Below are 12,415 nucleotides of genomic sequence, written 5' to 3' on the forward strand. Positions count from 1 at the left end.
CTCCATCCTTTGATTACTGTTTTTTGGTTGCCGTTTAGATTTTTGCCGTGCCTCCAATAAGGAAAGAGAGATGTCTCGGTTAATCTTGGCATCCCCACCCAAAATGATGGTTGACGCCGAACCGCGCAATAGCGCTACCAGTTTGCCATTCTGTAGTTTTTTGTTTTGCTGATTCTGAGTCTTCCACAACACAATCGAGTAAAACTTGTTGGGAGTATTGCTCCACCTCTCACCAGATTGTATGAGAGCCGTTTCTCAACTACACCCCTTTACTATTTTGGCACTAACCCAAGCATTCTAGAGAGACGATGTTGCTAGCCTAAGTTCGGCTATTAGCAAAACTCACTAGAGATTACCGTCACAAATTTCTTTAACTAGAATTTGATGACTGGTGATTGCTTTTGGCTAGACGCTGCCACAATGTCTGGTACAGTGTTTCTGGCACTGTTGCATGTAGCGATCGCCCTAGTCGATTTTTTTTCTGAGCCGCTTGTAGGCAGCTAGTTTGCGGGCATATATAGGCAGAACGCCCCATGCCCTCATCTAATTGTACCGTTCTCGACTCAAAGACGCGGACAATCCGCCAAAACTCTTCTTTTAGTGCTACTCGGCGACAACTTATACATCGCCGATAATTTGGTTTCATTTATTTTGTGCTACCTCACTTTAGCAGTTTGGTTAAAAAATAGAGGTTGCCCATCTATTTTTGCTTTTACCAAGGTTGCTAAATGTCAGGTAATTTCTATAAACTTCCTGTAAAGAATCTTACCAAAACTCCATAAAATTACTAAACTACTCGTCATCATTTTTATCAAAAGAGTCATCTTCTAATTCTAATTCTTCCTGATTTTCATCATCTTCTAGTTCTTCTAATTCTTCTAATTCTTCTAGTTCTTCTAGTTCTTCTAGTTCTTCTAATTCTTCTTCATCCTCTAATTCTTCTTGTTCTGCTTGATATTTAGCACGAGATGCCAGGAATTTAGCATCTTCTGCAGCATGGTCGTATTTTGCTTTATCTTTGATGTCAATCTTCCAACCAGTTAAACGTGCTGCTAATCGGACGTTTTGCCCTTCTTTACCAATTGCCAAGCTGAGTTGGTCTTCAGCTACTAGTACATGGGTTTGCCGAGTTTCTGGGTCCATGAGGCGTACTTCATCTACCCTGGCTGGACTGAGGGCATTGGCAATGTAGGTGGCTGGGTCTGGAGACCAGCGAATGACATCGATTTTTTCACCTCGTAATTCATTAACTACCACTTGAATCCGCGATCCCCGTGCGCCGATACAAGCACCGACTGGATCGACATCGCGATCGAGGGTATCAACAGCAATTTTAGTCCGAGGACCTACGTAACGGGAAGGGGGATTAGCTTCTCTGGCTACGGCGACAATCCGCACAACTTCATCTTCAATTTCGGGGACTTCGTTAGCGAATAAATAAACTACTAAACCCGCATCAGCACGGGATACTAATAATTGCGGGCCTCTTTGCTGTCCTTGAGAAACTTTTTTCAGATATACCTTAAATGTAGCGTTGGCTCGGTAATTATCATTAGGTAATTGTTCGCGTTTTGGTAATTCCGCTTCTACTTCTGGTTGACCAAAACCGCTACTCACCGCCAAAATTACTGATTGACGCTCAAACCGCAAAACTCTGGCTTGTAAAACTGTACTTTCTAAGTCTTGGAATTCTTCTTGCACCATCTGGCGCTGTTGATCCCGCAATTTTTGCGCCAATACTTGCTTGGTTTGCATCGCCGCCATCCGCCCAAATTCACCTTGGTCTGGGGTGACATCTAAAACTACAGAATCGCCTAACTGAGCTTCTGGTGCTACTTGTTGCACTTCATCTAAGGATATTTGATGATCGGTATTACTAACTTCCTCAACTATAGTTTTTGTAGACAGAACGCGAAAACCTTCACCTTCAATATCTAGTTCAACTTCAAAGTTATCAAAGTAATCTTCATCAAATTGTTTGCGCTCTAAATTTTGGGCACGACGGTAGCGTTCGTAACCTTTAAGTAAGGCTTCTCTAATTGCTGATTGCACTGCCAGCCGAGGTAAATTGCGTTCGCGACTAATACTTTCAATTAAATCTTTTAATCCAGGTAAACTAACCATTGACATAAAATAATCTCCTTTAAAAATTAAGGAATAGGGGATAGGGACTAGGGATTAGGGACTAGGGGCTAGGGATGAGAGAATAGAGATTAGAGACTAGATAATATGTAGTAACAACTACACATAAGAGACTAAGGATTAGAGAAAACATTTACTCTAGTCCCTAGCCTCTAGCCTCTAGCCTCTAGCCTCTAGCCTCTAGCCTCTAGCCCCTTGGTTATCGGCGTTCGTCCAGCTGTACCCTAGTGATGAGAGTACGGGGAATTTCGACTACACGACCTTTTTGGTTTAAATAAACCGTTTGCTCATCCCGGCGAATCAACTGACCTGTCCACTCTTGCTGTCCGTCGTGGGGTGGAGAAGTGGAAACGATTACAGGAAATCCTTTGAAAGAAATAAATTCCCTGTCTGTCGCCAGTTGTCGCGAAATACCAGGACTAGACACTTCCAAGACATAAGTATCTGGAATAATCTCCACCGCATCTAAGGAAGCTTCTAAAGCACGGCTCATGCGTTCGCAATCATCTAATCCAGTATCTTGCTGGGGATTACGAATATCTACCCGTAAAATTGGTGGACGTTGGTTAGTATGAAAAACCACGCCAACAATTTCTAATCCCAGTTCTTCCGCTACTGGTGTCGCCAATTCAATAATTTGTGGGACTAAGGGATGAGTCATGCAAAAATCCAATAAAAAAAGTGGGCTTCGACCCACTTCCTGCGATAGGGATATCTTCCAAGAAGTCTTGTGCCGAACTCAAAAAAGTTCGACTCTGATCTGAGTTTAGCGCATTTCTTTTGAAGGTAGTCAATAGTCAATAGTCAATGGTCAATGGTCAATGGTCATTTGTCTTCCTTGTCCCCCTTGTCCTCCTTGTCCCCCTTGTCTCCCTTCCCTGTTCCCTTACCGATCTCGCCTAGCTAGGGCGCTACTTTCTACTGCTGGGGGGAATGGAACTCTGGTACGTAGTTGTCTGGTTTGCTCGACGATTTGGTCTATGTCTTCTTGGGATAGGCGCTGAACATAGTTGAGTTTGACTTCTTCTAAAAAGTCGAATAGCAAACTTTGCAGTTCTGTAAGTACTTGTTTTTTCTGGATTTCTGAACCTAAGGCTTGGCTGAAGCGTTCTACAAGTTTGCTGGTGAGTTTTGCGCCAACGGGATCTTCGACGGCGCTGACTAGGGCATTATATAAACTAGTGGTGATTTGGGTGGCTAGTTGCTCGCTGAGTTGGGTTTGGGTTTGTCCTACGCCGGGGAGTGTTTGCAAGTTACGGTACATGGGTACTTGCTGAAAGGCTGTGTTGATGTTGTGGCGTAAAATGGCGGTAATTTCTGGTTGAATTTGCGGTAATACTTGGTAAACGACGGTTTGAACTAAAATTCCGGCGATCGCTTCTATCTCATTAACATTATTTATATCTATATATGGACGTAAATTCTCTTGTTGTTTGAGCCAATTTGTAAATTCACCTCGCTGAATCGATCCCTGAATTTGGTTAATTACCCTAATTATGACAATTTCTGTGATTTCTTCGGCAAAATTGGCGACGATTCCTTGATTAATTTGTCGCCACACTGGACGTAAATTTACTAACCGCGCTTGATCGAGACGAATTACTACGGGGATCGCTCGCAACCATCGCCAAAATGGTAGCAATAATAATAAATCGTACCAACGCCACAATACAGCATCTAACCAGTTAAAACCTGGATGACTGCGTTTGATCAAAAAGCTGCGGACTAATAACTCGAAAGCAAATAAACCGATAAAGGGTATGTCAATTAGCCAAAAATTATCCAGTAAATCTCCATCTTCGCCAATGCGGCGATAGTAGTTTGTGGCTATTAAGGGACGAAGATTTTGCTTGAAAAAAGTAATTTCAGAATTCCAACCCTTTTGCGATAAATAAGCCTGACTCCAAAAAGTTCTAAATGCTTGTTTGGCCGATTCTTGACCGACGCGATCGCGCATTCGGTTTTTGATTTTTTCTAAGGTACCACTTTTACCCACCCCAGCAAAGGGATTACTTTCAATTATCTCGATGCTCAGACTGCTAATTTCTTCTAGCTTGGCTTTTACCTGGGGTGACTGTAATCCTGTCTGGCTTACCTGTTCTTCTAATGCGTCTACGGCTTTAAGATAATTATTGGTTTCTCGATGGGGTTCAATTCCCTTAATGGGGTCGTAAATTTGGGTAATTTGCGGTAATTTTCGTAAATAAAAATCACGCCAAGGTACGTAACTTAAATTAAACAAAACTAAGCATAAATTTACAGTGGCGGTAATTGCCATCAATCTTTCAAAATACAGTTGCGATCGCTTTAAAGGTTTGGAATCTACCATTTTTAAGTAATTATTTATACTTTAATTGTGTATAAGTTTTTAACTTCTATAGTTTTAGGACTTTTTAGAGTTCAGCGCAACTGTTAAAAAATATTTCTAACGAAGGATGAAAATATATTCATAATTTATTAAATAAATTAACCTATCAAAGTATTTTTAATCAAAAATCATTAATCATAATCAAAACAGATGTTAAAGAAACTTAAAATGCATCTGTACGCCTCTTAGATTCGGCTGATTTCAACCAAAGGAGTTTCAATTTATGTGGTGTGGCTTTGGAAAATCAAGTATTAGCATTGTGACCGCTTGCCTTGTAACTGCAACTGTGGTGTCTTCTAGTGCTTCTTTTGCTGCGCGTCAGCGTAACTATACCCCACAAGAATTTCGTTCTGTGTTGCATGGTCTGGGCTATAAGATAACTGTAAACAATTCACCCCTGACGGATAACGAAGCAAAACAAGCAATCCGTGAATTTCAGAAGGGTTACAAGTTAGGTGTGGATGGGATAGCCGGGCCAAAAACTCAAGATTGGGCGGCGCAGATAATGCAAATTTTGCAAGCAAATTTAAATGTAGTAGTGAAGCCGACAAAACCCCTACCCCGCGATCAATTTTATGGGCCTCAAACAGAAGCGGCGGTAAAGGAAGCTCAGAAAAAATTCCAGTTAAAAGAAACCGGGATTGCTGATTTAGTATTCCGTCAAAAGCTGAATGCAGAGGCTAAGTCAGCTATCGGTGGTGCGGAACCTAAGCCATCGCCTACACCGACGGCTAAACCAACTACTAAACCAAGGACGACAACGCCATCACCATCCCCATCCCCATCGCCATCACCATCGCCATCGCCATCACCATCCCCATCACCATCGCCATCCCCATCGCCATCACCATCGCCATCGCCATCACCATCGCCATCCCCATCGCCATCACCATCGCCATCGCCATCACCATCGCCGACAGCATCCCCATCACCAACATCTTCACCTACACGCTAGACTTTTTTCTACTTGACCAATTTCAACTTTTTTGAGTTGGTTCTTCTAAAGGTCTACCTTTAGGTGATGGTAACATTGGCCGACGGTCATCATAAGGCATGGGAATATACTGAACTGTGGGTCTACCTCCTTGTGGTTGAGGATACAGATCCATGAGTTCATAAATAGAATGGGGCAATCCAACCGTAACGGGTAGCCCCATTTCTGTTGCTTCCTCTACGGTAATGGGGTAGTCGTGGGTGACACGCCCTGTTGTTAAAGCTTCAATAATTGGTTCAATATTTTCTGGGCTGACTTTTTGTTTAGGAATACTGTCTTTGAGTAAAGTCCGCACAAAGCGCTGTACTTGTTGAATGGCTTTAGCTGACAAGTCTGCCATGATTAAAGTTTGGTCATCAATTTCACCGATGGGTTTATCTTTTACCACCTTGAGGATACTTGCTGCGGGGAAGTTACCTAATTGGGGATCGACTGGCCCTAAGACAGCATTGGCATCCATGACTATTTCATCAGCAGCTAGCGCTAGCATTGTGCCACCACTCATAGCGTAGTGAGGTACAAACACGGTGACTTTTGACGGATGGCGAATTAATGCTCTAGCGATTTGTTCGGTAGCTAAAACTAAACCGCCGGGAGTATGCAAAATTAAGTCAATGGGAACTTCTGGGGGAGTGAGGCGAATTGCCCGTAGTATTTGTTCTGAGTCTTCAATGGTAATGTAGCGTGATAGGGGTATGCCTAGTAAACTGATAGACTCTTGACGGTGAATGAGAAAAATTACTCGGCTGTTACGTTCTCGCTCAAATTCTTGTAAAGCACGTAAACGACGATATTCAATTTGACGCTTTTGCCAGATGGGTTGTAGGGAAGAGAAGAGAAGGAAAATCCAGAATAAATCGCCAATACCAAATGCCATAGGATTGATTGTCTCAAAATAACAGTTGTCGTCATTTATTGTGACAATTTTCAGGCGATCGCAATTCTATCTACAGGTCTATTAAGTTATTTAAAATTACAATAATTCTTCTAAATCATCAGGATTCACCCCTAATTGCCGCAAACGTTCAGCTAATTGTGCTGCTTTTCTTTTTGCTTGTTCAGCTTCTTGTTCTGCAATCATAGCTCGTTCATTAGCTGCAGCCGCTTCTTCTGCGGGTTCAGGAATCAATTCTCCGGCTAAAGTGAACCACCTTAACCACAATCTTTCAATATCTCGAAATGAACCTTGCCATAAGCCTAAACTTAATTCGATTTCTGGCATGAGTAAGCGTCCATCAGTTAAATTCATCGGTTCATAATGACCGCCTACTAATTGAAATGCTCTCAGTTCATCTGTGTAACGACTAAAAACAATATAGTAGGGAACTCGTAAAATTCGTTCGTAAACTTCCCATTTAGTAGGAGGTTTATCTGTGGCATTTTGTTTATTACCTAAATCTTCATCTTCTGTTCCAGGAGATAATAATTCCACAATTACAAACGGATTGGCTGGTTCTTGCCAAGTCACATAACTTAAACGCAAATCCTCACCTTGATATTGTTTTTGCACGCCGACAACACCAAACCAATCTGGGCGTTTGTACCATAAAGGATGTTGAAGATCGTAATAAAGATTGAGGTCAGCAGCGCTGAAAACTAGTTCGGGATTCCAGTTTATTGGTTGAAAAGTTAAATATAAAAGTAAGGGTTGTAAAAAGTGAAAATAGTCTGGCAAACCTGGCTCCTCTGGGTTATCGCTGGGTAAATCATACATTGTGGGTAGGGTTTCCCAAGGCGGAAGAGGCGGATCGGATTGGGGGATATATTTGGGGAATGTGGTCATAAGTTGTCAAGAAATAAGCTACAGATTAAGCTTTGTGAGTATTAGTATAAGTTAAGCTTCGCAATATAATATTAGGCAGCATATCGCAAAATTTCGACTTCAGCACGTTGTAAAACTTGTTCAGTAACAGCAGTATCTAAATAATATTCACCACAATTATTACAAACTTCTGCTGGCACACCTTTGAGAATAATGATGGTATGATCTCGTTCTAAAGTTACTGTGACAAATCCAGGTTGAGTATTACCGTATTTACAAATAACGCATTGCATAGATTTAATACCTTTATTCTCGCTAGGGCTATTACAGCAGATTGCAAGTTGGTGAAGTACAGATAATCGTTGATTGTAGGTGCATGGCACTGCCCATTGGTGTCAACTTAAGCTAAAAATAGCCTCTGTTTTAGTTCTTATACCAATTGCAGAAAAAAATGAGACAGATGCGTAGGTTGGGGAGCCAGTGCATTGCGGGGGTTCCCCCCGTTGTAGCGACTGGCGTTTGAACGGAGTGAAACCCAACAATTACAGGACTTTGGGGTGTTGGGTTTCGTTCCTCAACCCAACCTACATCCACATCATATTTTTTGTGAAATGGTATTAGCTTTGTCACCCGCCTGAGAATGAATTCTCAGGCTCATAGCCCAAGTCTACTGAAGTAGACTCAAGACTTTAAGGATATTTAGTCATCTTGAGATGACTTTGGCTATTAGCAAGGAACTTCAGTTCCTTGCGATAACAGGGTTTCGCGTTAAGTTGACACAGGTGTCCCTACCTGCGTACTGAAATAATCTGTATCTCTATGTTTTGGGATTCATTGTGTCAAACGCCACTGACTTGCATTGCGAAACTTGTCTCAGGCTGGTGATTCTGAGATATCACTTAGGCACTAGTATAAAAATTTTTGTCGCAATTAGTGATAAACAACTATATTTGCCTAAATATCTTGGGGAATACTGAAATTTAGTCCTAATCAAGGTGTATGAAAGATGGCAGATACTCAAGTCAGCGCAAAACTTACCGCAGCAGATAGGGAAGCGGTAATGGAAGCTATAGGTACGATTCGGCAAAAGTTACCGTTTTTGATTGATTTGTCTACTGAGGAACGTAAAGCTTTACCCAAGCTGGGGGATAAGAGTCGGGCGTTTGTGAGTAAGGCGTTGGAAATAGCTGCACAAAATCCTGATTTTTTACCGCGTTCTTTTGATGTGGATGAAATGCGGCGAGATATTGAATTATTTGAGGCTTTGTATCCAATTTTGCTGTCGTTGACACAATTGCAAGAACTGGTGGATGATACTTCTGTGGCTGTTGGCAGTGAAGCTTATGCGGCGGGTTTGCTGGTATATAACTATGCCAAGGCTAGTGGTAAAGGCGCTGGTTTAGATTCGATGGTTGATGATTTGGGGCGAAGATTTGCCCGGAAAGCGAAAAAAGTGCAACCGCAAACCTCGTAATTTGATGAAGTAGAGCATTTATCGTCATTGGTGAGGAATAAGAACCCCACCCCCAACCCCCTCCCCGCCAGCGAGGAGGGGGCTATGATGTAACTCATGTGGTTAGGAAAGGCTATAAATTGACGTTTTTAGATAAAAACATAAACTTTGAGCTTCTGAACTTGGGTGTTTTAGTTTTAAGTGAAAAACTCCGAGTCAGAGGGTTAAATTTTGCGGTTTTAAGTGAGAATGTTCTGGTTTGGAACGAGAATGTTTTGGGTTGAAACGAGAACGTTTTCGTTTTAGGTGAGAATGTTTTGGTTTGAAAAAAGAACGTTTTGGGTTGAAGTGAGAACGTTTTCGTTTCTAGTGAAAATTTTTGTGTTTAGAACTAAACAGTTGCTCTTTAAAGGAATTATCATGAAAAAACAACCATATCGGTAGGGGCACGGCATCCACAGACTTTCGGTGATAACGATAAAATATCGGTGCCGTGCCCCTACAAGCGGGATAATTTATTTGTTGATGTTCCCTAAAGAACCATAGCTAGGGTAAGTTAAGCTAACGCCTGATATTTTTGTAGAGCAATACAGTTTATCTCAGCAACAACCCAAGGATATCAAAGCTAATTGAGCGATCGTGGCACCAAGGCTGATAATTAGCGAGGTATCACAAACAAAAAGATCCCTGACTTCTTGAAGAAGTCGGGGATCTGAGACTGATAATTAGTGCGTTTGCGGACAATTTCTTTAGTAGCATCATCAATCAACCGCACCGCTATATCATAATGAGAGTCAGAAAGGCTTCTATTGAATAGAAGACCATATTTGAGAGATGTGCTGACACACTTTTTCCCAATCATTTGGTTGTAAAGTTCCTAATTGACGTTCTAATAGACGCTTTTCTACTGTGTTTATCTTATGCAATCTCACTACCGAAGGACGCATTAAACCTGCTTGTTGCCATTCGATAATTTCAACATCAAAAGCAGTGTGAGTGATTTGACTGGTAATCCGCGCCACAATAACATCATCATCTCCGGTATCTAAAAGTACTAATACTGGGCGAAGTTTGAATGTTACTGCATCAGAAAATGGCAGTTTGAGCAATATAACAGAACCAGATTGATAATTTTGCATTGATTAAATCGTGTCGTAGATAGCATCATCTTCGCTGTAGCCTTTTAGTAATTGTTCGGCTGCAAGACGATGCCAAGCTGCTTCTTCTTGTTCTTCTTCTGTGGGTTCATTGACGAGAATAATTACTTTTACCTGCTGATTATTTGCTAACTTTTGTAAAACAGCATTAGGTAATTCTATTTTGCCTTCATCAGTGACATTAGCTGGGAATTCGTATGCTTTCATATTGTGTTTATTGTTCGCTAGTTCTAATAATATTTTGACGCTGTTATTGCCCAACTAGCTGCGATCGCCATATCTTGATATTTCCGCTAGAGTCTCCCGCAGCTAGCCCATCTCCATTGGGGGTAAAGGCGACAGAAAAAACTGGGTCAAAATGAGTCAGGCTGTGAATTTCTTTACCTGTTGATATTTCCCACAGTTTGATCGTCTTGTCCCCACTACCAGTAGCGAGAATTTGCCCATCACTACTGATGGCTATGGAATTAACCGACTCCACCTTCGCCCAATTTTCTCTCGATGATGTAGCGACTACCAAATAACTGCTGTCCTGGATTCCACGCCATTGGTCAAGACTGTAATTTCACTGATATTTTATTTTGGCATAGGCTTTGATACTTGGCGGTGCGTTGCACTGCGTGACAACACAATGGCAAATGTGGATTAATCTGTTGCATCCCCGACATACCGCCCTCAGGCTGGAAGCCTGGGGCTATCCTTATAAAGCCCACCTTTGTGGGCTAAAAACAGTCCACAAAGGTAAGCTCTGTTTGATTAGCCGCACCATTCTATGGTGACGGCGGGATTTCGGGATTGTTAGGTTTTATTGTGCTGTCCAGATCCCCCCAGATGCCCGACTTTTTGAAAAAATCGGGGATCTAAGGTAGATGGGGGTTATCTGTGAGCAATTTAGCCCCTCCTCGCTTGCGGGGAGGGGTTGGGGTGGGGTTATTCTTCATCGGGTTCTAAATCTTCTTCCGTGAGTTCTTGATGGGGGATAGCGGCGATAATTGCATCGATTACTTTGGAAACTGGTAAAATCTCGATATTAAGATCGGGAAATTTTGTTCCTTTGGGAACGATCGCTCTTTTAAATCCCAACTTCGCCGCTTCTTTTAACCGCAGTTCCATCTGGGAAACCGATCGCACTTGTCCCCCTAACCCGACTTCACCAATTAAAACTGTACCTGGATCGACGATGCGATCGCGGAAACTGGCAACAATAGCGATCGCAATTCCTAAATCTACGGCTGGTTCTTCGACGTTCAAGCCACCAGCCGAGGCGACGTAGGAATCTAGCTTCGACATGGGAATTCCTACCCGTTTTTCTAACACTGCTAAAATTTGCACGAGGCGGTTATAGTCTATCCCTGTAGCGGCGCGTCGGGGTGAGGGGTAGCTAGTAGGGCTTACCAAAGCTTGCAATTCCACAACGATGGGGCGAGTACCTTCGCAAGCGACAACAATCGCCGTACCAGGCGCGGGATCGTCACGATTACCTAAAAATAGCTCGGAGGGGTTAGGAACTTCACGCAATCCATGAGATACCATCTCAAAAATACCGATTTCGTGAGTTGCACCGAAGCGGTTTTTTACTGTCCGTAATAACCGATGGGAGGCAAAGCGATCGCCTTCAAAGTACAACACCGTATCTACTAAGTGTTCTAAAACTTTCGGCCCCGCGATCGCGCCTTCTTTAGTTACGTGTCCCACAATTAACATTGTCACATCTTCATGCTTGGCGACTTTCATCAGTGCCGCCGTACATTCCCGTACCTGGGCTACGGAACCCGGTGCAGATGTCAGTGCTGGAAAGAACACTGTTTGAATACTATCAATTACTGCCACATTTGGTTTTAGGGAGTCTATTTCCCGGAGAATTTCTTCTAAATCGGTTTCTGGCAATATATATAAATCTGCACCTATACTGTCAGGGTTTATACTTTTAGGGTCTATAGAAACAGGTATGACTTCACTTTTAGGATCTATGGGAACAGGTGTTACTTCCTCTACAACTGTATTTTCATCGCCTACAACATTGACGCTTTTTGATACTCCCAAGCGGGACGCTCTTAATTTTACCTGTTGACCAGATTCTTCGCCTGTGACATAAAGGATGCGGTATCTCTGCGCTAATTGATTTGAGACTTGCAACAGTAAAGTAGATTTGCCAATTCCCGGATCGCCACCAATTAGCACCATCGAACCAGGAACCACCCCACCGCCCAAAACCCGATCTAATTCGCCATAGCCAGATTCCCAACGCGCAATTTGGCGATCGCTAATTTGATCGAATGTTAAAGAAGAGCGTGGTTTGGCTGGTTTAGCATGAGATTTGCCATTATTTTGTGCTGATTGCCAACCACTCACACCCCCCCGGCTGGGTATATCAACTGATGATTGGATAGAAATTTGCTCTTCTAAGGAATTGTAAGTGCCGCAAGCAGGACACCTACCAAACCATTGAGAAGATTCTGCTCCACAGTCGTTACAAATGTAAAAGGTCTTGGACTTTGCCATTCTTAAATCTAGTTAAATAATCTTAATTTTTCCTTAA

Annotated in this window: 14 protein-coding genes; 2 read left to right on the forward strand and 12 right to left on the reverse strand. The window is 42.4% G+C overall.

Annotation, left to right across the window (positions count from 1 at the left end):
- Positions 1-79: 79 nt before the first annotated feature.
- The 5 genes from H6G08_RS00775 to H6G08_RS00795 form a co-directional block, all read right to left on the reverse strand.
- On the reverse strand, positions 80-226 hold the full coding sequence (locus H6G08_RS00775) for a hypothetical protein (protein ID WP_190538389.1): 147 nt from the start codon (positions 224-226) through the stop codon (positions 80-82).
- 144 nt (positions 227-370) lie between these two features.
- Positions 371-646 carry a YlxR family protein gene (locus H6G08_RS00780; RefSeq protein WP_096644639.1) on the reverse strand — a complete coding sequence of 92 codons (276 nt, stop codon included), beginning with the start codon at positions 644-646 and terminating at the stop codon, positions 371-373.
- 146 nt (positions 647-792) lie between these two features.
- Positions 793-2,130 (reverse strand): transcription termination factor NusA, encoded by a 1,338-nt coding sequence (nusA, locus tag H6G08_RS00785; RefSeq protein WP_190538390.1) that lies wholly within the window; start codon positions 2,128-2,130, stop codon positions 793-795.
- A 211-nt stretch (positions 2,131-2,341) separates the two neighbouring features.
- Complete coding sequence (gene rimP / locus H6G08_RS00790; protein WP_190538391.1) at positions 2,342-2,803, reverse strand: ribosome maturation factor RimP; 462 nt, start codon at positions 2,801-2,803, stop codon at positions 2,342-2,344.
- 225 nt (positions 2,804-3,028) lie between these two features.
- Entirely contained in the window at positions 3,029-4,471 is a 1,443-nt protein-coding gene (locus H6G08_RS00795) for a hypothetical protein (RefSeq protein WP_190538392.1), read from the reverse strand.
- Between the two features lie 262 nt (positions 4,472-4,733).
- On the opposite strand from H6G08_RS00795, the gene H6G08_RS38785 reads away from it, so the two are divergent.
- Positions 4,734-5,465, forward strand: a complete 732-nt coding sequence (locus H6G08_RS38785) for a peptidoglycan-binding domain-containing protein (protein WP_190538393.1) — start codon at positions 4,734-4,736, stop codon at positions 5,463-5,465.
- 22 nt (positions 5,466-5,487) lie between these two features.
- On the opposite strand, the gene H6G08_RS00805 is transcribed toward H6G08_RS38785, so the two are convergent.
- From H6G08_RS00805 to H6G08_RS00815, 3 genes are all read right to left on the reverse strand, one after another.
- Positions 5,488-6,381, reverse strand: a complete 894-nt coding sequence (locus H6G08_RS00805) for an SDH family Clp fold serine proteinase (protein WP_190538394.1) — start codon at positions 6,379-6,381, stop codon at positions 5,488-5,490.
- A 96-nt stretch (positions 6,382-6,477) separates the two neighbouring features.
- Positions 6,478-7,287, reverse strand: coding sequence for a Uma2 family endonuclease (locus H6G08_RS00810; RefSeq protein WP_190538395.1), 810 nt, complete (start codon positions 7,285-7,287; stop codon positions 6,478-6,480).
- Positions 7,288-7,358: 71 nt separating this feature from the next.
- Positions 7,359-7,559: a type II toxin-antitoxin system MqsA family antitoxin gene (locus H6G08_RS00815; protein ID WP_190538396.1), complete on the reverse strand. Its 201-nt coding sequence runs from the start codon at positions 7,557-7,559 to the stop codon at positions 7,359-7,361.
- A 713-nt stretch (positions 7,560-8,272) separates the two neighbouring features.
- Here H6G08_RS00815 and H6G08_RS00820 point away from each other — a divergent pair.
- Positions 8,273-8,740, forward strand: coding sequence for a hypothetical protein (locus H6G08_RS00820; RefSeq protein WP_190538397.1), 468 nt, complete (start codon positions 8,273-8,275; stop codon positions 8,738-8,740).
- A gap of 785 nt (positions 8,741-9,525) precedes the next feature.
- On the opposite strand, the gene H6G08_RS00825 is transcribed toward H6G08_RS00820, so the two are convergent.
- The 4 genes from H6G08_RS00825 to radA all read right to left on the reverse strand — a co-directional run bounded on the left by H6G08_RS00825 (position 9,526) and on the right by radA (position 12,378).
- Complete coding sequence (locus tag H6G08_RS00825) at positions 9,526-9,858, reverse strand: type II toxin-antitoxin system PemK/MazF family toxin (RefSeq protein WP_190538398.1); 333 nt, start codon at positions 9,856-9,858, stop codon at positions 9,526-9,528.
- Positions 9,859-9,861: 3 nt separating this feature from the next.
- Positions 9,862-10,083: a hypothetical protein gene (locus tag H6G08_RS00830; RefSeq protein WP_190538399.1), complete on the reverse strand. Its 222-nt coding sequence runs from the start codon at positions 10,081-10,083 to the stop codon at positions 9,862-9,864.
- Positions 10,084-10,126: 43 nt separating this feature from the next.
- Positions 10,127-10,396, reverse strand: a complete 270-nt coding sequence (locus H6G08_RS00835) for a WD40 repeat domain-containing protein (RefSeq protein WP_199322301.1) — start codon at positions 10,394-10,396, stop codon at positions 10,127-10,129.
- Positions 10,397-10,806: 410 nt separating this feature from the next.
- On the reverse strand, positions 10,807-12,378 hold the full coding sequence (gene radA, locus H6G08_RS00840; protein WP_190538400.1) for a DNA repair protein RadA: 1,572 nt from the start codon (positions 12,376-12,378) through the stop codon (positions 10,807-10,809).
- Positions 12,379-12,415 lie beyond the last annotated feature (37 nt).

The sequence above is a fragment of the Calothrix anomala FACHB-343 genome, assembly GCF_014696435.1.
GTDB classification, from domain to species: Bacteria; Cyanobacteriota; Cyanobacteriia; order Cyanobacteriales; family Nostocaceae; genus Aulosira; species Aulosira anomala_A.

What these genes read in the sequence shown, in the direction of transcription:
- rimP (WP_190538391.1), bottom strand. Translation starts at nt 2,803, where the DNA reads ATGACTCATCCCTTAGTCCCACAAATTATTGAATTGGCGACACCAGTA.
- H6G08_RS00780 (WP_096644639.1), bottom strand. Translation starts at nt 646, where the DNA reads ATGAAACCAAATTATCGGCGATGTATAAGTTGTCGCCGAGTAGCACTA.
- H6G08_RS00815 (WP_190538396.1), bottom strand. Translation starts at nt 7,559, where the DNA reads ATGCAATGCGTTATTTGTAAATACGGTAATACTCAACCTGGATTTGTC.
- H6G08_RS00830 (WP_190538399.1), bottom strand. Translation starts at nt 10,083, where the DNA reads ATGAAAGCATACGAATTCCCAGCTAATGTCACTGATGAAGGCAAAATA.
- H6G08_RS00825 (WP_190538398.1), bottom strand. Translation starts at nt 9,858, where the DNA reads ATGCAAAATTATCAATCTGGTTCTGTTATATTGCTCAAACTGCCATTT.
- radA (WP_190538400.1), bottom strand. Translation starts at nt 12,378, where the DNA reads ATGGCAAAGTCCAAGACCTTTTACATTTGTAACGACTGTGGAGCAGAA.
- H6G08_RS00805 (WP_190538394.1), bottom strand. Translation starts at nt 6,381, where the DNA reads ATGGCATTTGGTATTGGCGATTTATTCTGGATTTTCCTTCTCTTCTCT.
- H6G08_RS00810 (WP_190538395.1), bottom strand. Translation starts at nt 7,287, where the DNA reads ATGACCACATTCCCCAAATATATCCCCCAATCCGATCCGCCTCTTCCG.
- H6G08_RS38785 (WP_190538393.1), top strand. Translation starts at nt 4,734, where the DNA reads ATGTGGTGTGGCTTTGGAAAATCAAGTATTAGCATTGTGACCGCTTGC.
- nusA (WP_190538390.1), bottom strand. Translation starts at nt 2,130, where the DNA reads ATGTCAATGGTTAGTTTACCTGGATTAAAAGATTTAATTGAAAGTATT.
- H6G08_RS00820 (WP_190538397.1), top strand. Translation starts at nt 8,273, where the DNA reads ATGGCAGATACTCAAGTCAGCGCAAAACTTACCGCAGCAGATAGGGAA.
- H6G08_RS00795 (WP_190538392.1), bottom strand. Translation starts at nt 4,471, where the DNA reads ATGGTAGATTCCAAACCTTTAAAGCGATCGCAACTGTATTTTGAAAGA.